The organism is Pseudoxanthomonas winnipegensis (genome assembly GCF_030322905.1).
Classification (GTDB): domain Bacteria; phylum Pseudomonadota; class Gammaproteobacteria; order Xanthomonadales; family Xanthomonadaceae; genus Pseudoxanthomonas_A; species Pseudoxanthomonas_A winnipegensis.
Genome location: NZ_CP095475.1, coordinates 3,478,430 through 3,502,181 on the forward strand (window position 1 = coordinate 3,478,430; position 23,752 = coordinate 3,502,181).

Annotated in this window: 19 protein-coding genes; 7 read left to right on the forward strand and 12 right to left on the reverse strand. The window is 69.7% G+C overall.

What is annotated here, in order from left to right; all coding sequences use genetic code 11:
* Window positions 1–207 precede the first annotated feature (207 nt).
* The 4 genes from MWN52_RS15270 to MWN52_RS15285 form a co-directional block, all read right to left on the reverse strand.
* Complete coding sequence (locus MWN52_RS15270) at window positions 208–1,095, reverse strand: LysR family transcriptional regulator (protein WP_286575327.1); 888 nt, start codon at window positions 1,093–1,095, stop codon at window positions 208–210.
* Between the two features lie 48 nt (window positions 1,096–1,143).
* Window positions 1,144–3,522: a sodium:solute symporter family protein gene (locus MWN52_RS15275; protein ID WP_286575330.1), complete on the reverse strand. Its 2,379-nt coding sequence runs from the start codon at window positions 3,520–3,522 to the stop codon at window positions 1,144–1,146.
* Window positions 3,519–4,388, reverse strand: coding sequence for an HpcH/HpaI aldolase/citrate lyase family protein (locus MWN52_RS15280; protein WP_286575332.1), 870 nt, complete (start codon window positions 4,386–4,388; stop codon window positions 3,519–3,521). Before MWN52_RS15280 ends, MWN52_RS15275 begins: the two co-directional genes overlap by 4 nt.
* 301 nt (window positions 4,389–4,689) lie before the next feature.
* Window positions 4,690–5,511, reverse strand: a complete 822-nt coding sequence (locus MWN52_RS15285) for an AraC family transcriptional regulator (RefSeq protein WP_425608133.1) — start codon at window positions 5,509–5,511, stop codon at window positions 4,690–4,692.
* A gap of 219 nt (window positions 5,512–5,730) precedes the next feature.
* Between MWN52_RS15285 and MWN52_RS15290 the strand changes: the two genes are divergently transcribed.
* The 4 genes from MWN52_RS15290 to MWN52_RS15305 all read left to right on the forward strand — a co-directional run bounded on the left by MWN52_RS15290 (window position 5,731) and on the right by MWN52_RS15305 (window position 7,822).
* On the forward strand, window positions 5,731–6,474 hold the full coding sequence (locus MWN52_RS15290; RefSeq protein WP_286575334.1) for an SDR family NAD(P)-dependent oxidoreductase: 744 nt from the start codon (window positions 5,731–5,733) through the stop codon (window positions 6,472–6,474).
* Window positions 6,475–6,484: 10 nt separating this feature from the next.
* Window positions 6,485–6,886, forward strand: coding sequence for a VOC family protein (locus MWN52_RS15295; RefSeq protein WP_286575335.1), 402 nt, complete (start codon window positions 6,485–6,487; stop codon window positions 6,884–6,886).
* Window positions 6,887–6,890: 4 nt separating this feature from the next.
* Window positions 6,891–7,235 carry a nuclear transport factor 2 family protein gene (locus MWN52_RS15300; protein WP_286575337.1) on the forward strand — a complete coding sequence of 115 codons (345 nt, stop codon included), beginning with the start codon at window positions 6,891–6,893 and terminating at the stop codon, window positions 7,233–7,235.
* 197 nt (window positions 7,236–7,432) lie between these two features.
* Window positions 7,433–7,822 carry a VOC family protein gene (locus MWN52_RS15305; RefSeq protein WP_345783496.1) on the forward strand — a complete coding sequence of 130 codons (390 nt, stop codon included), beginning with the start codon at window positions 7,433–7,435 and terminating at the stop codon, window positions 7,820–7,822.
* Window positions 7,823–7,902: 80 nt separating this feature from the next.
* On the opposite strand, the gene MWN52_RS15310 is transcribed toward MWN52_RS15305, so the two are convergent.
* Window positions 7,903–8,799, reverse strand: a complete 897-nt coding sequence (locus MWN52_RS15310) for an aldo/keto reductase family oxidoreductase (protein WP_286575339.1) — start codon at window positions 8,797–8,799, stop codon at window positions 7,903–7,905.
* Window positions 8,800–8,918: 119 nt separating this feature from the next.
* On the opposite strand from MWN52_RS15310, the gene MWN52_RS15315 reads away from it, so the two are divergent.
* Window positions 8,919–9,800: a LysR family transcriptional regulator gene (locus tag MWN52_RS15315; RefSeq protein ID WP_286577762.1), complete on the forward strand. Its 882-nt coding sequence runs from the start codon at window positions 8,919–8,921 to the stop codon at window positions 9,798–9,800.
* A gap of 90 nt (window positions 9,801–9,890) precedes the next feature.
* Here the strand turns inward: MWN52_RS15315 and MWN52_RS15320 are convergent, their stop codons facing one another.
* The 7 genes from MWN52_RS15320 to MWN52_RS15350 all read right to left on the reverse strand — a co-directional run bounded on the left by MWN52_RS15320 (window position 9,891) and on the right by MWN52_RS15350 (window position 20,914).
* Window positions 9,891–11,252 carry a TldD/PmbA family protein gene (locus MWN52_RS15320; RefSeq protein ID WP_286575341.1) on the reverse strand — a complete coding sequence of 454 codons (1,362 nt, stop codon included), beginning with the start codon at window positions 11,250–11,252 and terminating at the stop codon, window positions 9,891–9,893.
* The gene (tldD, locus tag MWN52_RS15325; protein ID WP_286575343.1) at window positions 11,249–12,691 is read right to left on the reverse strand and encodes a metalloprotease TldD; all 1,443 of its coding nucleotides are present in this window, start codon (window positions 12,689–12,691) and stop codon (window positions 11,249–11,251) included. Before tldD ends, MWN52_RS15320 begins: the two co-directional genes overlap by 4 nt.
* Before the next feature lie 74 nt (window positions 12,692–12,765).
* Window positions 12,766–15,468, reverse strand: coding sequence for a TonB-dependent receptor domain-containing protein (locus MWN52_RS15330; protein ID WP_286575345.1), 2,703 nt, complete (start codon window positions 15,466–15,468; stop codon window positions 12,766–12,768).
* Window positions 15,469–15,654: 186 nt separating this feature from the next.
* Window positions 15,655–17,415: an ABC transporter ATP-binding protein/permease gene (locus tag MWN52_RS15335; RefSeq protein ID WP_286575346.1), complete on the reverse strand. Its 1,761-nt coding sequence runs from the start codon at window positions 17,413–17,415 to the stop codon at window positions 15,655–15,657.
* A 292-nt stretch (window positions 17,416–17,707) separates the two neighbouring features.
* A complete protein-coding gene (locus MWN52_RS15340) occupies window positions 17,708–17,917 on the reverse strand; it encodes a heavy-metal-associated domain-containing protein (protein ID WP_234852709.1) in 210 nt (69 codons plus the stop codon).
* 61 nt (window positions 17,918–17,978) lie between these two features.
* A complete protein-coding gene (locus tag MWN52_RS15345; RefSeq protein ID WP_286575349.1) occupies window positions 17,979–20,411 on the reverse strand; it encodes a heavy metal translocating P-type ATPase in 2,433 nt (810 codons plus the stop codon).
* On the reverse strand, window positions 20,408–20,914 hold the full coding sequence (locus MWN52_RS15350; protein ID WP_286575351.1) for a heavy metal-responsive transcriptional regulator: 507 nt from the start codon (window positions 20,912–20,914) through the stop codon (window positions 20,408–20,410). The genes MWN52_RS15345 and MWN52_RS15350 overlap by 4 nt, the downstream gene beginning before the upstream one ends.
* A gap of 226 nt (window positions 20,915–21,140) precedes the next feature.
* Here MWN52_RS15350 and MWN52_RS15355 point away from each other — a divergent pair, with 226 nt between their 5' ends.
* Both MWN52_RS15355 and MWN52_RS15360 read left to right on the forward strand, forming a co-directional pair.
* Window positions 21,141–21,575, forward strand: coding sequence for a CopL family metal-binding regulatory protein (locus MWN52_RS15355; protein ID WP_286575352.1), 435 nt, complete (start codon window positions 21,141–21,143; stop codon window positions 21,573–21,575).
* Window positions 21,576–21,689: 114 nt separating this feature from the next.
* A complete protein-coding gene (locus MWN52_RS15360) occupies window positions 21,690–23,546 on the forward strand; it encodes a copper resistance system multicopper oxidase (protein ID WP_286575354.1) in 1,857 nt (618 codons plus the stop codon).
* The last annotated feature ends 206 nt before the right edge of the window (window positions 23,547–23,752 follow it).

The following is a 23,752-nucleotide window of genomic DNA, read 5'->3' on the forward strand; positions in this document are numbered from 1 at the left end:
TTTGGCGAAAGCGGGCGCACGCGCAGGTGGCCGCAACGGATGCTTGCTGGGCAGCGACGAGGCTGCCCGTGTGGCGCGTTCCTCCCAGACGCGCCTGCCGGACCATGCAATCAGCGTAGAAGGGCCCTCGAGGGGAAGGAAGCGCAGCGGACTTTGTTCAAACCGCAGCTTTTGTTGCTTACGCGTGCAACGCCGCCGTGCCGCCTGTCATTCGGCGGGCTGCGCCGCCTGCGCCCTGGACCGGCACTCGCGCAGGAGGGCGTTGACCAGGCGCAGGCGCACCGACGAGCGCGACCACACCACGCCGATGCGGCGCGAGACGTCGGCATCGGGCAGCGGGATGCGCGCCAGGCGCAGGCCTTCGGGCCAGGGGCGCGCCCAGTCCGGCACCAGCGACACGCCCAGGCCGCGATCGACCATCACCGCGATCGCGTTGAGCGCGTTGAGCTCGAAGCGCTCCTTGGGCACGATGCCGTGCCGGCGCAGGTAGTCGTCGGCCTGGCGCCCGCCCCACTGGTGGCGGTCGTAGCGGATCAGCGGCTGGGTGGCCAGCAGCGCATGCGGATCCTGGTCGGCCAGCTGCGCCGGCGCCAGCACGATCAGCGGCTCCTCGCGCACCAGCAGCCAGTCGCAGGTCTTGGGCAGCTCGAACGGCGCCTCCAGCACCATGGCGGCGTCCAGCTCGCCCGACTCGACCGCGCGATACAGGTCGGCCGAATAGCCCGGCTTGATGAAGACGTTGATCTGCGGGAAGGCCGAGACCATGGACGTCAGCACGTCCGGCAGCATGCCCGCCAGCGCGGTCGGGCAGGCGCCCAGCCGCAGCTCGCCGCTGATGTCGCCCTCGTGCGCCACCGAGCGCAGGTCCGAGACGTTGCGCAGCAGGTCGCGGGCGCGTTCCAGGATGCGCGCGCCGGCCTCGGTCAGGGTCACGGTGCGCCCGGCCCGCGCCAGCAGGCCGGTGCCGAGTTCGCGTTCCAGCGTGCGCAGCTGCTGGGCCACCGCGGCCGGGCTGATGTCCAGATCGCGCGCGGCCGCCGCCATGGAGCCACGGTCGGCGACCGTGACGAACGTCTTCAGGAATTGCGTGTCCACATCAGCCCCCAGCCCGGGGCATGAGATTACACAGCGGCGCGGCCAGGCTCATTCTGCATCGCGGTAGATCGTCAGCCCCTTGAGCGAGCGCTGCGGCGCCGGGAAGCACAGGCTGGCCAGGTAGCCGATCACGATGCTCAGCAGGATCGAGATGGCCAGGTAGAAGTACGGATGGACCAGGTCGAGCCACCACGCCACGAAGGTGAGCACGATGCTGCAGCCGATGCCGATCGCCACGCCCGGCGAGTTGGCCCGGCGCGTGAACATGCCCAGCGTGTACGAGCCGGCGAAGCCGCCGCCCAGCAGCCCGGCCAGCTCGATGGACACATCGAACAAGGAGTGGATGTCGTAACGCGACATCAGCAGCGCCAAGCCGATGCCCACCAGGCCCACCACCACCGTGGTGATCTCGGCGAACAATACGCTGCGGCGCTGATCGGGCGCCTTGACCAGCCGCTCGTAGAAGTCCACCGAGACCAGGGTGGCGACCGAGTTCATGATCGAGGACAGCGTGGCCATGGCGGCGGCGAAGATGCCGGCCACGATCAGCCCGGTCACCCCGGTCGGCAGTTCGGCGGCGATGAACAAGGGGAAGGTGGCGTCGATCGGCAGCGTCGGGTTGAGCCGCTCCGGATGCGCCTTGTAATAGACGAACAGCGCGGTGCCGATGGAATAGAACACCAGCCCGCCGGGGATCATGATCGCGGCGAAGGCCCAGATCGAACGCCCCGCCTCCTTGTCCGAGGGCGTGGACAGCGTGCGCTGCATCAGCACCTGGTCCTTCGGGAAGGTCAGCACCACGTCGAACAGCACCAGGAAGATGAAGCCCCACACCGTCGCCTTGGTCAGGTCGAAGCTGAAATCGAAGGTCTTCATCTTCTGGTTGGCGGTGGCCACATCCCAGAACTCCGGCGCCCCGCCCGGGATGTGCCAGATGATGAAGCCGATGGCGAAGATCGCCCCGCCCATCTTGACGATGACCTGGACCACGTCGGTCCAGATCACCGCCTTCATGCCGCCCATGGCGGTGTAGATGATGGTGAACACCCCCATCAGCACCACACTCAGGGCCACGCTGATGCCGGTGATGGTGGCGATGGCCAGCGCCGGCAGGAACAGGATCACGCTCATCCGCGCGCCGACCTGCATGGCGATGCACAGCGCGCTGGCCAGCATGCGGATCGCCGGGTGGAAGCGCGTCTCCAGATAGGAGAACACCGACATCAGGTTGAGCCGCCGCAGCAGCGGCACGATCCACACCGCCACGAACATCAGCCCGACCACCGCGATCAGGTTGTTGGTCATGTACTGCCAGTTGGTCTCGAACGCCTTGGCCGGGATGGCGATGAAGCTGATCGAACTGGTGTTGGTCGCGTACAGGCTGATGCCCGCGGCCCAAAACGGGATCGAGCGGCCGCCGACGAAGAAATCCGAGGTCGACTGCCGCCGCTCGCGCAGATAGAAGTAGCCGCCGATGCCGATGACCAGGGCCAGGTAGAACACGATCACCGCCCAGTCCTGCCACTTGAGCAGGTACTTGCCAGACTCGATCGCGGCGGCGTCGATGCGGCCGGAGGCATCGACCCAGGCCAGGCCGTTGCCCAGCCTGGCGGCCTGGACCGGGCGGTCCGCGCCCGGCAGGGGCATCCGGTTCCAGGCATGGGTGATGGTGTGGAAGGTGCGCAGATCGGGCTGGCCCTGCACCAGGAACATCAGATGCGCCTGACCCAGCGGCTGCGCCGAGCCCGGCACGAGGGCGCCGGGCAAGGCGCCCAGCGACTGCCAGCCGGCGTCGGAGGACCAGGAGAACAGCGTCGGCGCCGTCGGCTGGCCCGCGGCCAGATACAGCCTGGAGCCGCGCGCCATCAGCCCCTGCACGGGTCCGCCGCCGGGCCATGCGGGCAGGCGATGCCAGCCGCCGTCGTCCTCCTGGAGCACGTGTGGCTGGCCGGAGGCGTCGAGCCCGGCCAGGGTCAGCTGCCCGTTGTCGAAGGCCACGCGTGCGCTGCGCAGCGCGACGGGCGGGCGCGGAAGACGTGCGGTTTCCACGAGCGCGTCGCTGGTCAGTCGCGCCGCGGTCAGCGTCAGGTCGCCGTTCGCCGCGTTCGAGAGCAGCCACACCCGGCTCCCCTCGCTGGCGATGGCCTGGACCCGCGCGGGATCGATCGGCAGGGACCAGCGCAGCGGGCGCCACCCATTGGCGCCTGCCTCGAGTCGCCACGCCTGGTCGGCCTGGAGCGCCAGCAGCGAATCGCCGACCGCCTCCAGCCGGGTCTCCTTCGCTGCGGGCAGCGGCGGGAGATGCGCGGCGGACAGGCCGACCAGATTGGACGCGGCGGCCGGAAGCGACACGCACAGCAGCCAGAGCAGGACCAGCGCGACAGATCGGATGCCGCGCATGCCAATACGCGATTGAAAACGGCTCATCCGGAAGCCTCCGCTTCACTGCGGGCCGCGGCCACCAGCGCCCGTGCCCTGGCCAGGTAAGGCGCGTCCACCATGCGTCCATCGACGAGGAAGGCGCCGTGCCCGCGCGCCTGCGCCGCGGCCGCGGCCTCGACCACGCGCTGCGCATGCGCCAGCGCGTCCTGGTCCACCGAGAAGACCTGGTGCGCCAGGGCGACCTGGCGCGGATGGATGCAGCTCTTGCCGCTGAAGCCCAGCGCGCGGGCCAGCGTGGCCTCGGCCAGGAAGCCCGCCTCATCGGCGACATCGGGCCAGGCCCCGTCGTACGCGGCGATGCCGGCCCGCGCCGCGGCCATGCGCACGACGAACATCGCCGCATGGACATTGGCCGCCGTCCTGGCGATGGCGAACGGCGCGAACAGATCGCCCAGCCCCAGCTGCAACCCGGCCACCCGCGGATGCGCCGCGGCCAGCGCCGCGGCATTGGCCAGCCCGGCCGGCGTCTCGATGTTGACCAGCAGGCCGATCGGCGCTGCGACGCCGTTGGCCTGTTCGGCCGCGGCCAGGCGCTCGGCGACGGCGCTGACGGTCTGGGCATGCTCGAGCTTGGGCACGTTGATCATCGCGACGCCGGCGATCGCCAGCGCCTGCAGGTCCTGGGAGAAGTACGGCGAATCGTAGGCATTGATCCGCACGATGATGCACTTGCCCGCCGCCTGCGTCGGCGCCAGCCCGCGCAGATACGCCACCAGGCCCTCCCGCGCCCGGTCCTTGCCCTCCACCGGCACGGCATCCTCCAGATCGAAGGAGACCGCATCGGCCTGGCCCGCCATCGCCTTGGCGAACAGCTCCGGGCGCCCCCCCGGCACGAACAGCTTGCTCCGCATCCCGGGCTCATTCCCTACCAGACGACCATGCACGAGTCTGCTGGACGCCCGCCGCCCGAGCAGCCGCCCCCGCCTTCGTTCAGAAGAAAGGGTTTGTAGCGGGACGATGCACGGTGAGCGATGCATGGACAGGTCCGCGCCTCACCCGCATGGGGCCATGTATTCATGCAGGTCGGCCACCGATGTTTCCGGCGCACCGCCAACACCAGAGTCGCTTTCTTGCTGAAACACTCGAGCGAAGACCAGCGACGTGTTGCGCCGCAAACGCGCGTACTCCCCTCGCGCGACCGCCGCCCTCCTTTCAGGAAGCGTTGGCGCGAAACGCCGCCAGGATGCGGGCCGCGTCCTGCGACGGCGGCAGGCCGAAGGCCCTGGCGTACTCACGGCTGAACTGTGTGGCGCTCTCATAGCCGACTTCCATTGCCGCGGCGGTCACGCTGGCGCCCTGTGCCGTCAGCAGCTGGCGCGCCTGCAGCAGACGCAGCTGCTTCTGGTACTGCAGCGGACTGAGCGCGGTGGCCGCCTTGAAGTGGCGGTGGAAGGCCGACTCGCTCATCGCCGCCAGTTGGGCGAGCGTGCCGATCCGCAAGGGCGCCGCGTAGTGCTGCCGGATCCACTGGATCGCCTTGCGCACCCGCCCCAGCGCCGTCTCCGGCGTGGCGATGTCGCGCAGCAGCTGCCCATGCGGGCCCTGGAGCACGCGATAGAGGATCTCCCGCTCGTAGACCGGCGCCAGGGCCGGGATGTCGCGCGGACGCTCCATCAGACTCAGCATGCGCACCCAGGCGTCCATCAGCTCGGGCGTGACGGTGGCGACGGAGAAGGCCGCCACGGGGCGGGATGCGGCGCCGCGGCAGGCGTCGGCGCCCTGCATGTCGTCCAGCAGGCGTCCGATGACGCCCGCATCCAGGTTCAAGGCGACGGCCAGGTAGGGGCTTCCGTCCGCCGCGGCGTGGACCTGACCGACCGCGGGCAGCTCCACCGTCATGACGAAGTAGGTCGCCGGGTCGTAATGCAGGGTGCTGCCGCCGACCGTCATCGACTTCCCGCCGCGCAGGATCAGGTTGATCATCGGCTCGTAGACCGCGCTGAGCGCGTGCTCGGGGATCCGGCCCTGCACCATCGCGACCCGTGGGATGCCGGTCTGCGTCTGCCTGTTCTGCGCGCCGGCGGCCAGCCTGCGGAGTTCGTCGAGCTGCGATGTCATGCCGACGATCAGACAGGAGCCGCCACGCGCGCGCAAGGCGGAAAGCAGGATCGGGCAGGTTTGCGCCAAGAATGGGCAGGTCATCCCGACGCATGGCCCCTACCGTGATGCTCCTCATCGAGACCGGAGCAGCACATGGGTGTCATCGTCATCACCGGAGGCAGCCGCGGCATCGGCGCCGCCACGGCCAGGGAATGCGCGCGGCGCGGGCTGGGCGTCATCCTGACCTATAACCGCAATCCCGCCGCCGCCGAGGCGGTGGTGGAACAGATCACCACGCAGGGCGGGCGCGCCTGCGCCCTGCCACTGGATGTCGGCGATGTCGCCAGCTTCGGCGAATTCGGCGACGCCGTCGCACTGCAACTGGAAAGGTTATGGGGGACCCGCACGCTTGCGGGCCTGGTCAACAACGCCGGCTACGGGCTGTTCAATCCGATCGAGTCCGTCACCGAGCAGGAGTTCGACGGTCTGTTCGGCGTGCACCTCAAGGGCCCGTTCTTCCTGGTCCAGCAGTTGCTGCCGCTGCTCGAACGCGGCGCCTCCATCGTCAACCTGACCAGCGCCACCACCCGCGTGGCCACCGCCGGCGTGGCGCCGTATGCCGCCTTCAAGGGCGGGCTGGAGGTACTGACACGCTACATGGCCAAGGAGTTCGGCGCGCGCGGCATCCGCGTCAACGCCGTCTCGCCAGGCCCGATCCGGACCGAGCTGGGCGGCGGGCTCAACGATGAATTCGAGGCCCTGTTGTCCGCGCAGACCGCGCTGGGCCGTGTCGGCGAGCCCGAAGAGGTCGCGCGGGTCATCGCGATGCTGCTGTCGGCCGACGGCGGATGGATCAACGCGCAGTCGATCGAAGTCGCCGGCGGCTACATCGTCTGAGGAGGACGCCATGCTGGATCATGTGTTTCTGACGGTAAGCGACCTGCGGCGCTCGGTGGCCTTCTACGAGGCCGCGCTGAGGCCGCTCGGCATCGTCAATCGCCTGGATTACGACGGCCGCGACGGCCCGCCCGGCCATCCCGATCTCAAGGGCTTCGGCGCCAACGGCAGGATGTTCTTCTGGCTCAGGCAAGGGCAGCCCAGTGGCGTTGCCGCCCATGTGGGCTTCGTGGCCGCTTCCGCCGAGCACGTGGATGCGGCCTATCGCGCCGCCATGCGGGCCGGCGCCACCGAGATCCACCCGCCCGGCGCCCAGCTCCACTACGACCCGCACTACTACGCGGCGCAGGTCAGGGATCTGGATGGCTACAGCCTGGAGTTCGTCTACAAGCGCTGGCAGCTCGAGGAGTGAGCCCATGACCCCGACACAACGGTTGCAGTCCGCTGCAGAGGCCCTCATCGCCGCGACCAATGCCTTCGATGCGCAGGCCGCGTTGGCACTGTTCGCTCCGGACGCGATCGTGGACGACCCGTCCACCGGACGAAGCTTCGTCGGCCATGCCGGCATCCGCGACTATGTGGAACGCTATTTCATCGGCTACCGCACGGTCACCCGACTGCTCTCGCTGCAGCAGCGCGCGCCGAACCAGGCCGTGGCCCGCGTGGACTTCACCGGAGATTTCGGCCACGAGATCGGCCTGCTGGACATCACGCTGGGAGCGGACGGCCGCATCGTCCGGATCGATGCGGATCTGGAGTAGGCAGCGCGATTCGAGCGAGCTGCCGCGGCGAGTCGCGCGATGCGGGACTGCTGGCTTCGCGCGAAGCGCGGAGCGCCTTGCTCGGCCCGGCGCCACCCGGCAGAGCGCGGGTGCCCGCTCCCCTGCTCTGCCCTTCCTCCACGGACCGGGCGGCCGTGCGAGACGACACCGCCCCCTTCACCTAGACCCGAGGCCGCATGACGATGCTTGATCACATCGAATTCCCCGTGACCGACGCCGCGCGCTCGTGTCGCTTCTACGAGGCGGCCCTGGGCCCGCTGGGGTTCGCCCGCATCATCGCGGTGGAGCCCGAGCGAACAAGGACCGGCGGCTGGCGCTACGGGCTCGGCCAGGGCGGCTATCCATGCCTCTGGATCCATGATGGCCAAGCGGCCGTGGCCGGAATGCATCTGGCCTTCGCCTCGAACAGCCGCCTTGCGGTCGATGCCTTCCACAAGGCGGCCCTGGCGGCGGGAGGCATCGACAACGGCCCACCCGGCGTGCGCGAGCGCTATCACGCCCGCTATTACGCGGCCTATGTGCTGGACCCGGATGGCGTCAATGTCGAAGTGGTATGCCAGCGCTAGCCGGAGCCCGGTCCGCTTCCGATTGAAAGCGGATTTCCGCGCGCGCTTGTTTCAGCACGTCGCTGGCCCATGGAGCCTGGTCAGGCCTGCAGCTGAGCGACCGCATCGAGCGTCGCGACGTCCTCACGATCGAGCACCAGCTGCGCCGACTGCATGTTCTCGCGCAGGTGTTCCACCGAGGAGGTGCCCGGGATCAGCAGCAGATTGGGCGAGCGCTGCAGCAGCCAGGCCAGTGCCACCTGCATCGGCGTGGCGCCCAGCTTCTGCGCGACGGCGGACAGCGCCGAGACCTGCAGCGGGTTGAAGCCGCCGAGCGGGAAGAAGGGCACGTAGGCGATGCCGTCCCGCGCCAGGGAATCCACAAGCGCGTCATCGGCGCGGTGCACCAGGTTGTACTGGTTCTGCACGCAGACGATGCGGCAGAGCGCGCGGCCTTCGGCGACCTGCGTGCCGGTGACGTTGCTCAGGCCGATGTGGCGGATGAGGCCACGCTGCTGCAGCTCGGCCAGGACGGTGAGGTAGGGTTCGATCGTGCCTTCGGCCGGGGCCATCACGTCGAACATGCAGCGCAGGTTGACCACGTCCAGGACCTCGAGCCCGAGGTTGCGCAGGTTGTCGTGCACGGCGCTGGTGAGCTCCGCCGCCGACATCGCCGGCAGCCACTCGCCGCTCGCGCCGCGCCGGGCACCGATCTTGGTCACGATGGTGAGCCCGTCGCGGTAGGGATGCAGGGCCTCGCGGATGATCTGGTTGGTGATGTGCGGGCCGTAGAAGTCGCTGGTGTCGAGATGGTTGACGCCCAGCTCCACGGCGTGGCGCAGCACGCGCACGGCCGCATCCCGATCCTTCGGCGGCCCGAAGGCGTGCGGGCCGGACAGCTGCATGGCGCCATAGCCGAGGCGGGCCACGCTGCGGTCGCCGAGGGTGAAGTCCCGCGGCGTGGTGGAAGGGGTGGAAGTGATGGAAGAAGCGTTCATGGTGGCACTCGTTTCGTCGGGGGTGGAGGAAAGCTACGGACGCGATGGCTGTGCGACAATCCACTACAAAGCGAACAGGCCGTCCGGATCAGCGAACAATGACGAACCAGCTGGGCGAGATGCAGGCCTTTGTCCTGGTGGCGCGGGCCGCGGGATTCCGCGAGGCGGCCAGGGTGGCCGGGATCAGTGCGTCCAAGCTCAGCGATGCGGTCAAGCGCCTGGAAGCGCGGCTCGGGGTGCGCCTGCTCAACCGCACGACCCGCAGTGTCGGCCTGACCGACGCAGGCAAGGCGCTGCTGGCGCGCATCGAGCCCGCCCTGCGGGAACTGGACACCGCGACCGACGCGATGAGCGGATTCAGGAGCACGCCCACCGGCACGCTGCGGCTCAATGTGCCGGTCAGCGCCGCGCGCCTGGTCCTGCCGCGGATCCTGCCGCCCTTCATGGCGCGCTATCCCGATATCAGCGTGGAGGTGCTGACCCAGGAGAGCTTCGTCGACGTCATCGCCGCCGGCTGCGATGCGGGCATTCGCTATGGCGAGCGTCTGCAGCAGGACATGATCGCCCTCCCGATCGGCCCACGCGTGCAGCGCAGCGCGACCGCGGCCTCCCCCTCGTATCTGGACCGGCGCGGGCGCCCGGCCCATCCCCGCGACCTCTTCGCCCACGACTGCATCCGCGGGCGCTTTCCCAGCGGCGTGGTGTCCGAATGGGAGTTCGAGCAGGGCGAGGACGTGATCACCATCGTCCCGCGCGGACAGCTGCTGGTGGAGCTCGGCGGAGGGGTCGACCTGGCGATCGAGGCGGCCGTCGCCGGCAATGGCATCGTCCATCTGTTCGAGGACTGGCTCCAGCCGCATCTGGCGTCCGGCGCGCTGGAGCCCGTGCTCAAGCCGTGGTGGCAGACGTTTCAGGGCCCCTTCCTGTACTACCCCAATCGCGTGCTGGTGCCGCCGCCGCTGCGGGCCTTCATCGATTTCGTCAGGGCGCAGGGCGCGTGATCGCGTCCATCTAACCTGCGGCTCCGCAGCTGCCATGGAGGCCATCGCCTTCGACGCACTCGATGCGCGTTCCTGGCCGTCTCCAAGACTTCAGCCCGCACCGGCAACCGTCATGCGCTCGATCAGCAGCGATCCCGTGCGGATCCGCCCGCGCGTGTCCACATCGCGGCCGACCGCGACGATGCCGGCGAACATTTCGCGCAGGTTGGAGGCGATGGTGATCTCGTCCACGGGATAGGCGATGGCGCCGTGCTCGACCCAGAAGCCGGACACGCCGCGCGAGTAGTCGCCGGTCACGATCGACACGCCCTGCCCCATCACCTGCGTCACCAGCAGGCCGGTGTGCATGCGGCGCAGCAGGCCATCGAGATCCTCCGTTCCATGACCGACCTGCAGATTGCTGAGGCCGCCGGCGTTGCCGGTGCTGGCCATGCCCAGCTGGCGCGCCGAACGGACGTCGAGGGCATAGCGCTGCAGCCGGCCGCCCAGGACCAAGGCGTCGTCTGCCGCGGCGACGCCTTCGGCATCGAAGTGGCGCGAACCGGCGCCGCGCGGCAGATGCGGGCGCTCGTGCAGGTCCATGAAGGCGGGAAACACCGTCCTCCCCAGGCCGTCGGCCAGGAAGCTGGCCTGCTGGCAGAGCGCGGCGCCGCTCACCGCCTCCAGGAAGTGGCCGAGCAGGCCGGCCGCCACGTCCGCGGCGAACAGCACCGGGCACTGACGCGTGCCGAGCCGGCGTGCGCCCAGCCGCTGCACGGCGTGCAGCGCCGCGCGCCGGCCGATCTCGATCGGATCCTGCAGGTCCTGGGGCGAACAGCGGCTGTCGTACCAGCTGCCCGTCTGCATGCCGCGCGCGTCGCGGGTGATGAACGAGGCCCACAGCTGGTGGCGGGTCCGCCTGGCGGTGCCGAGGAAGCCGTTGGAATCGGCGCGCGCCGAGCGCTCCGCGCTCGTGCCGAGCTGCGCGCCGTTGGTGTTGGCGATCCGGGCGTCGAAGTCGCGCCCTGCGGCTTCGGTCTGCCGGGCCAGTGCGATGGCGTGCTCGGCCTCCAGTGCCCAGGGATGCCACAGGTCCAGCGGCGGCCGCTGGCGCGCAGACCCGTCCGGATCGGCCAGTCCGCCGTGGACATCCGGCTCGGTCAGGCGCGCGAAGGCGCAGGCGCGCTCGGCCGCCTCGCGCAGGGAGCCAGCGCGTGTGTCGCCGACACTGACCACGCCTTTGCGGCCCGCGCGCCAGGCCGTCACGGTCACGCTGACGTCCTGGCTGCGGATCAGGGTCTCGACCTGATCCCTGCGCACGCCCACCTCCAGCCCGCTGGCGGCGTGCGCGACGACCTCGGCCTGGTCGGCGCCCAAGACGCGGCACGCGGCCACGGTCTGCTCGCACAGCGTGGCGAGCTCGAGCAGCTGGGGATCGTCCTGGTTCGCATCGGGATGGACGCGCAGGTTCATGCGGCGGTCCCGCCCACGGTCATCGCATCGATGCGCAGGGTGGGCTGGCCCACGCCGACCGGCACGCTCTGCCCGGCCTTGCCGCAGATGGCGATGCCGGCGTCCAGCCGCAGGTCGTTGCCGATCATCGAGATCCGGCTCAGCACCTCGGCCCCGGCGCCGATCAGCGTCGCGCCGCGCACCGGCGCGACGATGCGCCCGTCCTCGACCAGATAGGCCTCATTGGCGGAGAACACGAACTTGCCGCTGGTGATGTCGACCTGGCCGCCGGCGAAGTTCACCGCATACAGCCCGCGTCTGACCGAGCGCAGGATCTCCTCGGGCGCGTGCTCGCCCGGCAGCATGTAGGTATTGGTCATGCGCGGCATCGGCAGGTGGGCATACGACTCGCGCCGGCCGTTGCCGGTGCGCGCCTTGCCCATCAGCCGGGCGCTCATGCGATCGTGCAGATAGCCCTTGAGCACGCCGTCCTCGATCAGCGTGGTGCGCTGGGTCGGCGTGCCTTCGTCGTCCACCGAGAGCGAGCCACGCCGGCCGGCCAGCGTGCCGTCGTCGACGATGGTCACGCCCCTGGCCGCCACGCGCTGGCCCATGCGCTCGGAGAACACCGAGGTCTGCTTGCGGTTGAAGTCGCCTTCCAGGCCATGGCCCACGGCCTCGTGCAGCAGCACGCCCGGCCATCCGGGTCCCACCACGACGGTCATCTCACCGGCGGGCGCGGCGACCGATTCCAGATTGACCAGCGCGCGGCGCACCGCCTCGCGCGTGTGCTCGAGCGCGGCACCGCCCTCGATCAGCGTCGCCAGGTCGTAGCGTCCGCCGCCGCCGGCGCTGCCCGATTCGCGGCGGCCATCGTGTTCGGCGATCACCTGCACGTTGAGCCGCACCAGCGGCCGCACGTCGGCGACCAGCGTGCCGTCGGCGGCGACGATCAGGACGGTCTCGCAGCTGGCCATCAGGCTGGCGCTGACCTGCCTGATGCGCGGGTCCAGGGCGCGCGCCGCTGCGTCGATCGTGCGCAGCAGCGCGACCTTCTCCTCCGCGGCCAGGCCATCGATGGGATCGATGGCCTCGTACAGCGGCGCCGGCGCGTTGCGGACCAGCGCATGCGCACGCCCCTGCCCGCCCGCCTGCGCGATGGCCCGGGCCGAGCCGGCCGCCTTGAGCAGCGCCGACAGCTCCATCGCATCGGTGTAGGCGAAGCCGGTCCTGTCGCCGCAGACCGCGCGCAGGCCGACGCCCTGCGCGCTGCTGTGGCGCGCCTGCTTGACGATGCCATCCTCGAGCGACCAGGACTCGCTGCGCGTCTGCTGGAAATAGAGGTCGGCCTCGTCGGTGGACGGCGCCAGCAGACGCGCGAAGACCCGATCCAGCCCGTCCAGGGACAGGCAGGCCGGTGCCAGCAGGCGCTGCTCGGCCTGGGCGATCAAAGAAGACATGGAGATTCCCGATTGGTGTGCAAGGCGGTCGCGCCGATGCCCGATGGAGCGAAGCGGGCGACCGCATGAGGCGCTCAGAATTTCTTGGTGACCTCGAAGCTCAGGCCGCGCCCATAGACGTTGTAGAGCTGGGAGTTGAAGTACGGCGCGGAGGTCCAGTTGCGGTTCGGCGGCATCCTGTTGGCCAGGTTGGTGACCGCCAGCGACAACGTGGCCTGGAACGGCAGCTGATACTGCACCGAGCCGTTGAACAGCAGCCAGGCATCGTCGTAGCCGGGCGGGCCGTACAGCGCCACCTGCGCCGCGGTCGGGCTCCAGCCCCAGGTGCGCACCGAGAAGTTGGGCGTCTTGCCGTAGCGCACGCCCCACAGGGTGACCGACAGCGGCCCCTGCTCCCAGCCGACGGTGGCGTTGAGCATGCGCGGGAAGAAGCTGGCCTGGCCCTTGGGCTCGTCGATCACATCGACGATGGGCGACACCGAATCCAGCTGCGCCCGGTAGTCGACGATGCGACTGGCGTTGAGCTTGAAGTTCCAGCTGCCCAGGCGCTCGGTGGCCAGGCGATAGTGGGCCCCGCCCATCAGCAGCTTCATCTGCTTGTAGGCCACGTTGAAGTACCCGTTCTGCACGCCGGTGATCAGCCCGTCGGCGCCGCGGCTGACCCGGGCCAGCGCGTCGGCGCAGCTGGGCAGGTAGGACGCCTGCCCGTTCTGCCGGCAGGCGGCCTCGTCGAAGAGGATGTTGGCCAGACTCAGCGCGCGCACCTCGTTGTGGATCTCGATGTCCATGAAGTCGGCGTTGAAGGTCAGGTTGCGCAGCGGCGCCCACACCAGGCCGATGCTCTTGGACTTGGAGGTCACCGGCTCCAGCGCCAGGTTGCCGCTGGTGTAGCTGGGCATGATGTAGCGGCACTGCGTACTGCTGCGCGACACGCCCAGCTGATCGCAGCGATAGAAGTCGTAGGTGTTCTGGTTGCCCTTGCTGGCGCCCGAATACAGGAAGGACATGTCCGGCGCGCGGAACGAGGTGCCCAGGCCGCCGCGCAACAGCAGGCTTTCGAACGGCCGGAACTCTAGGCCCAGGCGCCAGGTCGGGCGGTTGCGGTCGTAGCCGGAGTAGCGGTAGTCGTCGTAGCGACCGGCCAGGGTCGCGGTCAGCATCGAGGCCACCGGCAGATCCATCTGCACCGCGCCGCCCCAGCGATCGCGATCGCCGTGGCTGGCCTGCGTGGCGCCGCCGAACATCGCACCGGAGCGGGACATGGCGTCGGGGCTGTCGTTCCAGCGCTCGTTGCCGCCTTCCAGCAGGACCGCCAGGCCCGCGTCGCCGCCGGGCAGGCCGAACAGGCGAGTGTTGTAGACCCGCGCGCTGACCTGCTGGGTCATCGTGTCTGCCTTGCGCGTTTGGTCGTAACTGAAACCCAGATACTCCTGCGGCGTCAGCGGCACGAAGACCTGGCGCACATCGCGGTAGCGCTGGGCCAGGTAGGCATTCATCGTCGGCGTCACCGGCTGCAGCTGGTGCTGCTTGACCGCATACGCCGAGCGCGAATAGTAGGCGTCGTAGCGCCAGTCGCCATCGCCGAGATCGCCGCGCAGGCCGCCGGTGAAGTCGTACTGATGGGTCCGGTTGCGCCGGGCCGCGTTGCCGAATCCGCCGATCTCCTCCAGCGCGAACTCGCGCGAGATCAGGTAGTTCCTGCCGGAGGCCTGGTCGGTCACGTTCTGCCAGTACCAGGTCAGGCAGCAGTTGCTCTGCGTCTGGCCCAGGGCGTAGTTCAGGTCCGCATAGGCGGTCATGCGCTCGGAGACATCGTGCTGGAGCGAAAGATAGCCGGCCACCGTGCGCCGCGCCGCGTCGTAGGTGGAGACCGAGGCCGCGGTGTTGTCCGAACCGCAGTACCTGGCCGCACCGTTGGTCTTGTATTCCATCGTGCCGCCGAACAGGTCGGCCATCTGGGCGCAGCCCTGCGCGCCCGGATCGTAGTAGGACGTGGCCGAGGTGCGGGCGAAGGCATCGTCCTTGGCCGGCGTGTAGGCGGTGAGCCTGCGCTCGGTGCCCAGCAGCGGCGCGGCATGGTCGTACTGCAGCGCATAGGTCAGCGAGGTGGCGCTGCCCAGCGCGCTTCCGCCCACCAGCTGCAGCCGCTGGCTGGCGCCGCCGCCTTCGGTGTAGACGTTGGACTGGACGCTGACCTCCGTGCCTTGCACATCGCGGCGCAGGAGGATGTTGACCACGCCGGCCACCGCGTCGGCGCCATAGGTCGCCGACTGGCTGCCGGGCAGGATCTCGACGCGGTCGATCATCGCCATCGGGATGTTGCTCAGGTCGGCCAGCATGCCGCCGTCGGTGGTATTGGCCGCCATCGGGAAGTTGGCGAAGGGATGGCCGTTGATCAGGATCTTGGTATAGCTGGCGCCCAGGCCGAACAGGTTGACCGAACGCGTGGCCTGCGTATTGCCCGAGCCGATCGGTGCGCCTTCGCGCAGGCCGCCGCCGCCCAGGGTGGACGCGCGCAGCGCGGTGGCGACGTCCTTGAAGCCCTGCCGGACCATGTCCTGATGGGTGATGGTCACGGTGGGCACGAAGGTCTCCAGCTGGCTGCGCGGCAGCAGCGAGCCGGTGACGCTGACGCCATCCAGCTGTCGCGGCTGGACCTGCTGTGTGAACGGGTTGGACGCCTGCGTTTCGTCGGCGTCCGCGGTCTGGGCATGGGCCGCGCTGGCAAGGCAGAGGGACACGGCGATGGCCAGTGCGCTCAGGGTGATCGTGTTCAACGAAGGCTCTCCGGTCGTGAGAAGAAGGGAACCGCTGGGTCAAACTCGCCCGCCGCTGCGGCACGGGCCGCCTCGTCCGGGATGGGAGCTACGCCCCCCACTTGCTTGTGTCAGGCGCGCTCCCCGCGCGCCTGCGCACCCGGCCTTCCCACCTGGGCGCTTACCGCTGTTGCGTGGTCCGGCTGGCTAGCCCGTCGCGGGGACCACCTGCGCAGGCGGCGCGGAACACCACGCCGGCCTGCCCGCGCCGGAGAAACTCAGCTTGCGTTCGTGCATGGCGATGACCGAGTCGCGATGGGCGACGCTGATCACCGTGCAGCCCGGCAGCCGCTCGCGCAGTTGCCGGTAGAGCAAGGCCTCGGTGTCCTGGTCCAGGGCCGAGGTGGCCTCGTCCAGGAACAGCGTCTGCGGGCGCTGCATCAGCACGCGCGCGAACGCCAGGCGCTGCTGCTCGCCGGGCGAGAGCCGCTTGCTCCAGTGATCGACCTCGTCCAGGCGCTGGGCGTGATGCTCCAGCCGGCAGGCGCGCAAGGCGTCGACGCAGCTTTGGTCGTCGAAGTCGGCGCTGTCGCCCGGGTAGCACAGCGCCTCCTTCAACGAGCCGATCGGCACGTAGGGCCGCTGCGGGATGAACATGCTGCGCCGTCCGCGCGGCATCTCGATGCGGCCATGCCCGTGCGGCCATAGGCCGGCCAGCGACAGCAGGAACGTGCTCTTGCCACAGCCGGACGGCCCCACGATCACGCAGCTCGACCCGGCCTTGATGTCCACCGAGACCGGCTCGCCCAGCGCGCGCCCGTCCGGGCACTCCAGCGCCAGCGCGTAGGTGCGCAGTACCTCGTCCTGGCTGTCGGCCACGACGATGTCGTGGCGCGCATCGTGGGTGTCCAGCGCGTGGTCCAGCTCGACCAGGCGCGCCAGCGCGGCGCGCACGTCGGCCAGCTCGGTGTAGTTCTGGATGAACCACAGCAGGCCGATGCGGGTCTGGTTGCAGGTCTGATGCAGCCGCGTCAGCTGGCCGAGCGAGAGGCCGCCGGCGAAGTACGCGCCGGCGCCGAGCATCCACGGCAGCAGCTGCACGCCCTGGTTGCCGGTATCGGTGGCCAGATTGACGCTGAAGGTATGGCGCACCACCTTGCGCCAGTTCTGGCGGATGCGGCCGAAGGCGCCGCCCAGGCGGCGGCGCTCGGACGCCTCGCCCGCGTAGAGCGCGATGGGCTCGGCGTGCTCGCGCACGCGCACCAGGGCGAAGCGGTAGTCGCCCTCGCGCGCCTGCTGGCGATAGCGGGCGCGCAGCAGCGGCCGCCCCAGCCATTCCACCAGGCCGGTGCTGAGCAGGCAGAAGCCCAGGAACACGAAGACCACCAGCCCGGGAATGGCCACCTGCTGCCCGGCGACGGTGAAGGCGATATCGCGCGAGAGGTTCCATAGCACGCCGGTGAAGACCACCACCACGCCCATCTGGTGCAGGAACTCGAAGCCCTTGGTCACGCCCTTCTCGGTCAGGATCTGCAGGTCCTCGGACAGGCGCTGATCCGGGTTGTCGATGCTGCCGGTGCGGTCCATGCGGTAATAGGCCTTGCGCTCCAGCCAGCGGTCGGAGAAGTGCGCATTGAGCCAGGTGCGCCAGCGCATGTAGAGCAGCTGCATCAGCCATTCCACCAGGGTATGGGCCAGCACCCAGGTGGCCATGACGGCGCCGGTGAGGATCAGCTGCCGCCAGAACACGCTGGCCTGGCGATCGCCCAGCGCATCGAACATCACCCCGTAGATGCGGTTCTGCAGCAGGCCCTGGTAGACCATCACCCCGTGCAGCGCGGGGATGGACAGCAGCAGGAGCCAGGCCATGAGCCGGTCGTCCGAGCGCCAGTAGCCGCCCAGCAGGCGCCAGAGCTGACGCGCCGGGACCTTCGGCAGGTGCCTTTCGTCGTGGTCGGTGTCGTTCATCGAGGCTCCGTGGCAACGGCAGCGGGCAGAGCGCGATGGCCCCAGGTGGCAGCGCGCCGCCACGGGCCGCCTGGACGGCGGCCAGCACAACGGACGTCTGCGAAAGCGTTCCCCTTCTCCTCGGACGGCCCCTCCGCCGCTCCGGTCCTTGTCCTTCATCCTTCGCCGCGGCGTCTCCCCGCTGCAGCGTCGGTGGCCTGTGCGTGCTGGCGGTCGGCCGGGCGCCTGCGGCACGCGTCGAACGCGGGCCGTAGGCGCGCCGTCATTCCGCCAGGCGCAGGCCGGTCATGCCTCAGGCGGCCAGCACGGTGAAGCCGGCGTCGGTGATCACGTGCTTGATCGCATCGACGTCGATGCCGGCCTCGTCGAAATCGACGGCGACCTGCTTGGTCTCCAGCACGATCTGCGTGGCCTGCACGCCGTCGGTGCCTTCCAGCACGCGCTTGAGGCGGCCGGAGCAGCCTCCGCACTTCATGCCGTCTACGGTCAGTTCGATATGCATCTTGGGCTTTCCTTGGGTGTGGGAAGTGGGACTTCAAAGCGGGCCGGCCAGGGCGATCCGATCATTTCGGACGCCAGCGGTTGAGCAGCAGCGAATTGCTCACCACCGAGATCGAGCTCATCGCCATCGCCGCGCCGGCGATGACCGGATTGAGCAGGCCGAAGGCGGCCAGCGGGATGCCGAGCACGTTGTAGAAGAAGGCGAAGAACAGGTTCTGGCGGATCTTGCGCAGCGTGGCGCTGGACAGGTCGATGGCGGTGGCCACATGGCGCAGGTCGCCCTTGACCAGCACCACGTCGGCCGCCTCGATGGCGATGTCCGAGCCGGCGCCGATGGCCAGGCTCACATCGGCCGCGGCCAGCGCCGGTGCGTCGTTGATGCCGTCGCCGACCATGCCCACGTGCCCGACCTGCGCCTGCTGCAGGCGCTTGACCTCATCGGCCTTGTGCTGCGGCAGGACTTCGGCGAAATAGCGCGTGATCCCGGCCTGGCGCGCGATCGCCTCGGCGGTGTGGCGGTTGTCGCCGGTCATCATCACCACGTCCACGCCCATGGCCTGCAGCCGGCGCACGGCCTCGCGCGAGGTGTCGCGCAGCTGGTCGGCGATGGCGATGAAGCCGGCGGTCACGCCGTCCACCGCGACGCCGACCACGGTCTTGCCCTGGGCCTGCACGGCCTGGGCGCGGGCTTCCAGCGCGGTGCTGGTGCGGGCCTGCTCGGCCGCCAGCCAGGCCGGCGAGCCCAGGATCGCCTGGCGCCCGTCGATCACGCCGCGCACGCCCTTGCCCGGGATCGTCTCGAAGTCGGTCACGCCCGCCGCCTGCACGCCGGCCGCCTCGGCGGCCTGCATGATCGCCTTGGCCAGCGGATGCTCCGAGCCGGCCTCCAGGCTGGCCGCCAGGCGCAGCAGGGCATCGCGTTCGATCTCCGCGCTGGGCAGCAGATCGGTCACCTGCGGCTTGCCTTCGGTCAGGGTGCCGGTCTTGTCGACCACCAGGGTCTTGAGCGCGCGGGCGCGTTCGAGCACCTCGGCGTTGCGGATCAGGATGCCGGCGCGCGCGCCCATGCCGGTGCCGACCATGATCGCCGTCGGCGTGGCCAGGCCCAGCGAGCACGGACAGGCGATCACCAGCACCGCGACCGCGTGCACCAACGCGACGGAGAAGCTGCCGGCCACCATCCAGGTGATGGCCAGGGTCAGCGCGGCGATGGCCACGACGACGGGTACGAAGATGCCGGCGATCCGGTCGACCAGGTGCTGGATCGGCGCCTTGGAGCCTTGCGCCTCGTCGACCATGCGGATGATCTGGGCCAGCATGGTGTCCGCGCCGATGCCGGTGGCGCGCGCGCGCAGCATGCCGTACTGGTTGACCGTGGCGGCGAACAGCCGGCTGCCGGGCTCCTTGTTCACCGGCATCGACTCGCCCGAGAGCATCGCCTCGTCCACGCTGGAGGTGCCGCTGAGCACTTCGCCGTCCACCGGCACGCTTTCGCCCGCGGCGACCACGAACACATCGCCCACCACCAGGCTGCCGGCATCGACCTCGACCAGCTTGCCGTCGCGTTCGACCTTGGCGGTCTTGGGCTTGAGGTTGAGCAGCGCGCGGATCGCCGAGGAGGTCTTGCGCTTGGCGCGCGTCTCCAGCAGGCGTCCGAGCAGGATCAGGGTGATGATCGAGGCGCTGGCCTCGAAGTACACATGCTGGCCCGGCAGATCCAGTACCGTCACCACCACGCTGTACAGATAGGCCATGGACGTGCCCAGCGCCACGAGCACGTCCATGTTGGCCGTGCCGCTGCGCAGCGACTTGAAGGCCGCCTTGTAGAAGCGCGCGCCGATCCAGAACTGCACCGGCGTGGCCAGCACCAGCTGCAGCCAGCGCGGCAGCAGTTCGGCGTGGTGGCCGCCCAGCGCGTGGCCCAGGTCGGCGAAGTCGAACATGGTGAACATCTGCGCGAACAGCGGCAGGGTCAGCACCACCGAGGCCACGAACATCCAGACCTGGCGGCGCCAGGCCGCGCGTTCGCCGGCCTCGCGCGCGGCCATCTCGGCCTCGCCGATCTCGCGCACCTCGCTCGCGCCGAAGCCGGCCTTGCCGATGCGCTCGACGATCTGCGCCACGTCGACCACGCCCGGGGTATATTCCACCCGCGCCTTGGCAGAGGCGAAGTTGACGTTGCCGGCGATCACGCCGGGCGTCTTGGCCAGCACGCCTTCGATGCCGGCCGCGCAGGCGGCGCAGCTCATGCCGGTGATCTCCAGCGCCACGGTCTCCGGCGGCACCGAGAAGCCGGCCTTGTCCAGCGTCTCCACCAGGGCCTGCGGCTGGACCAGGGTGCGGTCGTACTGCAGCTGCACGCGTTCGCTGGCAAAGTTGACCGTCGCCTTGACGCCCGGGTGCTTGTTGAGCAGCTTCTCGATCGTGGTCGCGCACGCCGCGCAGGTCATGCCGCGGACCGGGAAGTTCAACGTGGTGGCTGCCGCCTGACTCATGAATCGTGTTTCCTGTCTTTGAGATCCGCGCCGCAGCACGAGGCCGGCGCGGGCGAAGGCGCGGCCGCATCGTTCGACTCGGGCGGCGCGCCGTGGATGCTGGAGAGGATCGGGCAGCCTTCCGGCTCGCCGCAGCCGGGGCAGGCGTCGATCAGCCGCGCCAGGGCGTCGCGCATCTCGGTGAGCTGGGCGATGCGCACGTTCAACTCCTGCAGGCGCCGGCTGGCGCGCTGCTTGACGCCTTCCACGCCGTTGACCCGATCGGATTCCAGCGCCAGCAGCTCGCGGATCTCCTCCAGGCTGAAGCCCAGCTCCTTGGCGCGCAGGATGAAGCGCATGCGCTCGACCGACTGCGTGTCGTATTCGCGATAGCCCGAAGCGCGGCGATAGGCGGGCGAGAGCAGCCCCTCGCGCTCGTAGTAGCGGATCGTGTCGATCGCCACCCCGGACTGCTGGGCCAGCACGCCGATCGTGAAGTGGGAACGTGGCGGTGTGGAGTTCATGAGGTGGACCCTAAGACTTGGACCTAAGTCCAGAGTCAACGTGATTGTTGCATTGCGAGATGGACATTCATTATTTGTTCATTCCACGAACGACGATGCGTCGTGCAGGGCCTTGTGGAGTGGGCTCCAGGGTTCTGTCCTATCTGGGGCCACGCGCGGCGATCGGCTTGCCCGTGCGGATCTCTTGGTTATCCTGCAGCCATTCCTCGCTGCTTCCGCATCCGCCTTGTCGCTGCCGTCCGCCCTCCTGCGCCTGCTGTTGTGCACGATCCTGCTGCTGAATGGCGCAGGCGACGCTGCGGCGCGCGCCTGGGCGCAGGCGGCGGCGAATGCGCACGGGCCGGCCGCATCGTCGGCATCGCGCGGCCATGAAGCGCACGCGTCGATGCAGCATCGGCCCGGCCACGCGCAGGCCGATTGCCAGATGCACCAGCGCGCCGCGCCGGCCTGCGGGCAGGCGATGGAGGGCGCGCACCAGAAGCATGGTGAGCACTGCTGCGCCTCGTCCGAATGCCACTGCGCCGCGGCCTCGCAGGTCATCGTGCCGGCGCTGCCGACCCTGGTGCACCCGCACGCACCCGCCAGCCGCACGCTGGCGTTCGACGCGACCACGCGCGGCGCGCCCGCCATGCCGCCGCTGATCCGCCCCCCGATCCGTTAGCGCCCGCTCGGCCGCGTCTGTCGCGGCCTGGATCGCAGTCGCAGCCCGGCCCTGGCCTGGCGCGCTGCGCCTGCACTTCGTGCCGCATCGGCACGGCTTTCGATCGAGGCGTCTATGCCATCACGCTTTTTCTCCGGGCCCGATCGGGTCCCGGACCCTTCCCGCCGTACCTTCGTCACCGGCCTGGCGCTGGGCGGCGCCACGCTCGGCCTCGGGCTGGCGCGGGTACCCGCCTTCGCCCAGGACCGCCTCGCGGCCGCCGACGAACTGCGCGGCACCCAATTCGACCTGGCCATCGGCGCGAGCCGCGTCAACTTCACCGGCCGCGAGCGGCCGGCGATCACCGTCAACGGCCGCCTGCCCGCCCCGCTGCTGCGCTGGCGCGAAGGCGACACGGTCACCATCCGCGTCAGCAATCGCCTGGCCGCCGGCACGCAGACCTCGGTGCACTGGCATGGCCTGCTGCTGCCGGCCAACATGGACGGCGTGCCGGGCCTGAGCTTCGACGGCATCTATCCGGGCGAGGCCTATCTGTACCGCTTCAAGCTGCGCCAGTCGGGCACCTACTGGTACCACAGCCATTCGCTGCATCAGGAGCAGGCAGGGCTGTACGGGCCCATCGTCATCGAGCCGGCCACGCCGCCGCCGTACCACTACGACCGCGAGCACGTGGTACTGCTGTCGGACTGGACCGACCTGGATCCGGCCGCGCTGTTCCGGAGGCTGAAGAAGATGGCGTCCTACGACAACTACTACCAGCGCACGGTGGGCGACTTCGTGCGCGATGCGCGGCGCGACGGGCTCTCGGCCACGCTGGCCGACCGCGGCATGTGGGGCCGGATGCGGATGACGCCCAGCGACCTGTCCGACGTCAACGGCCACACCTACACCTATCTGATGAACGGCACGACGCCGGCGGCCAACTGGAGCGGCGAGTTCCGCCCGGGCGAGAAGGTGCTGCTGCGCTTCATCAACGCCGCCAACATGACCTATTTCGACATCCGCATCCCGGGCCTGAAGATGACCGTGGTCGCGGTGGACGGGCAATACGTCCATCCGGTCAGCGTGGACGAGTTCCGCATGGCCGTGGCCGAGACGGTGGACGTGATCGTCGAGCCGCGCGGCCAGGAGGCCTACACCGTCTTCGCCCAGGACATGGGCCGCACCGGCTATGCGCGCGGCACGCTGACCACCCGCATCGGGCTGGAGGCGCCGATTCCCGCGCTCGATCCGCGCCCGCTGCTGAGCATGGGCGACATGGGCCACGACATGGGCGCGATGGGCGGCATGGACCACAGTGCGGCCGGACACGACATGGCCAGCATGCCGGGCATGGACCATGCGGCGATGGGGCACGGCGACATGGCCGGCATGGATCACTCGGCCATGGGCCACGGCGGCATGGCCGGGATGGATCACGGCGCGATGGGCCATGGCGCCGGTGGCATGCCTGCGCATCCGGCCAGCGAGACCGGCAACCCGCTGGTGGACATGCAGTCGATGGCCACCGCGCCCAAGCTGGACGACCCCGGCATCGGCCTGCGCGACAACGGCCGCAAGGTACTGACCTATGCGGACCTGCGCAGCGTCTTCGACGATCCCGACGGGCGCGAGCCCGGCCGCGAGATCGAGCTGCACCTGACCGGCAACATGGAGAAGTTCGCCTGGTCGTTCAACGGCATCCCGTTCGCCAGCGCCGAGCCGCTGCGGCTCAACTACGGCGAGCGCGTGCGCATCGTGCTGGTCAACGACACCATGATGCAGCACCCCATCCATCTGCATGGCATGTGGAGCGATGTGGAGGATGCGCAGGGCCGCTTCCAGGTGCGCAAGCACACCGTGGACATGCCGCCGGGCACGCGCCGCAGCTATCGCGTGCGCGCCGACGCGCTGGGCCGCTGGGCCTACCACTGCCATCTGCTCTACCACATGGACAGCGGGATGATGCGCGAAGTGCGGGTGGAGGAATGAGCATGCAGACCTCGCCCCACACCGCACTGGCCATCGCCCTGGGCCTGCTCGTTTTGTCGCCGGCGCTGGCCGGCCAGACCGCCGCGGAAACGCCGCACGCCACCTGCAAGAAGGCCGCGCAAGCGCAAGCCAATGGACAGCCTTCGTCCTCGCCATGCCCGCACAGGCCGAAGCAGCACGCCTCGTCCATGGGAAGCGCTGCGATG

Coding starts and splice junctions, on each gene's coding strand:
- MWN52_RS15275 (WP_286575330.1), bottom strand. CDS start 3,522: ATGAGCCGTTTTCAATCGCGTATTGGCATGCGCGGCATCCGATCTGTC.
- MWN52_RS15280 (WP_286575332.1), bottom strand. CDS start 4,388: ATGCGGAGCAAGCTGTTCGTGCCGGGGGGGCGCCCGGAGCTGTTCGCC.
- MWN52_RS15285 (WP_425608133.1), bottom strand. CDS start 5,511: ATGGTGCAGGGCCGGATCCCCGAGCACGCGCTCAGCGCGGTCTACGAG.
- MWN52_RS15290 (WP_286575334.1), top strand. CDS start 5,731: ATGGGTGTCATCGTCATCACCGGAGGCAGCCGCGGCATCGGCGCCGCC.
- MWN52_RS15295 (WP_286575335.1), top strand. CDS start 6,485: ATGCTGGATCATGTGTTTCTGACGGTAAGCGACCTGCGGCGCTCGGTG.
- MWN52_RS15300 (WP_286575337.1), top strand. CDS start 6,891: ATGACCCCGACACAACGGTTGCAGTCCGCTGCAGAGGCCCTCATCGCC.
- MWN52_RS15305 (WP_345783496.1), top strand. CDS start 7,433: ATGACGATGCTTGATCACATCGAATTCCCCGTGACCGACGCCGCGCGC.
- MWN52_RS15310 (WP_286575339.1), bottom strand. CDS start 8,799: ATGAACGCTTCTTCCATCACTTCCACCCCTTCCACCACGCCGCGGGAC.
- MWN52_RS15315 (WP_286577762.1), top strand. CDS start 8,919: ATGCAGGCCTTTGTCCTGGTGGCGCGGGCCGCGGGATTCCGCGAGGCG.
- MWN52_RS15320 (WP_286575341.1), bottom strand. CDS start 11,252: ATGAACCTGCGCGTCCATCCCGATGCGAACCAGGACGATCCCCAGCTG.
- tldD (WP_286575343.1), bottom strand. CDS start 12,691: ATGTCTTCTTTGATCGCCCAGGCCGAGCAGCGCCTGCTGGCACCGGCC.
- MWN52_RS15335 (WP_286575346.1), bottom strand. CDS start 17,415: ATGAACGACACCGACCACGACGAAAGGCACCTGCCGAAGGTCCCGGCG.
- MWN52_RS15340 (WP_234852709.1), bottom strand. CDS start 17,917: ATGCATATCGAACTGACCGTAGACGGCATGAAGTGCGGAGGCTGCTCC.
- MWN52_RS15345 (WP_286575349.1), bottom strand. CDS start 20,411: ATGAGTCAGGCGGCAGCCACCACGTTGAACTTCCCGGTCCGCGGCATG.
- MWN52_RS15350 (WP_286575351.1), bottom strand. CDS start 20,914: ATGAACTCCACACCGCCACGTTCCCACTTCACGATCGGCGTGCTGGCC.
- MWN52_RS15360 (WP_286575354.1), top strand. CDS start 21,690: ATGCCATCACGCTTTTTCTCCGGGCCCGATCGGGTCCCGGACCCTTCC.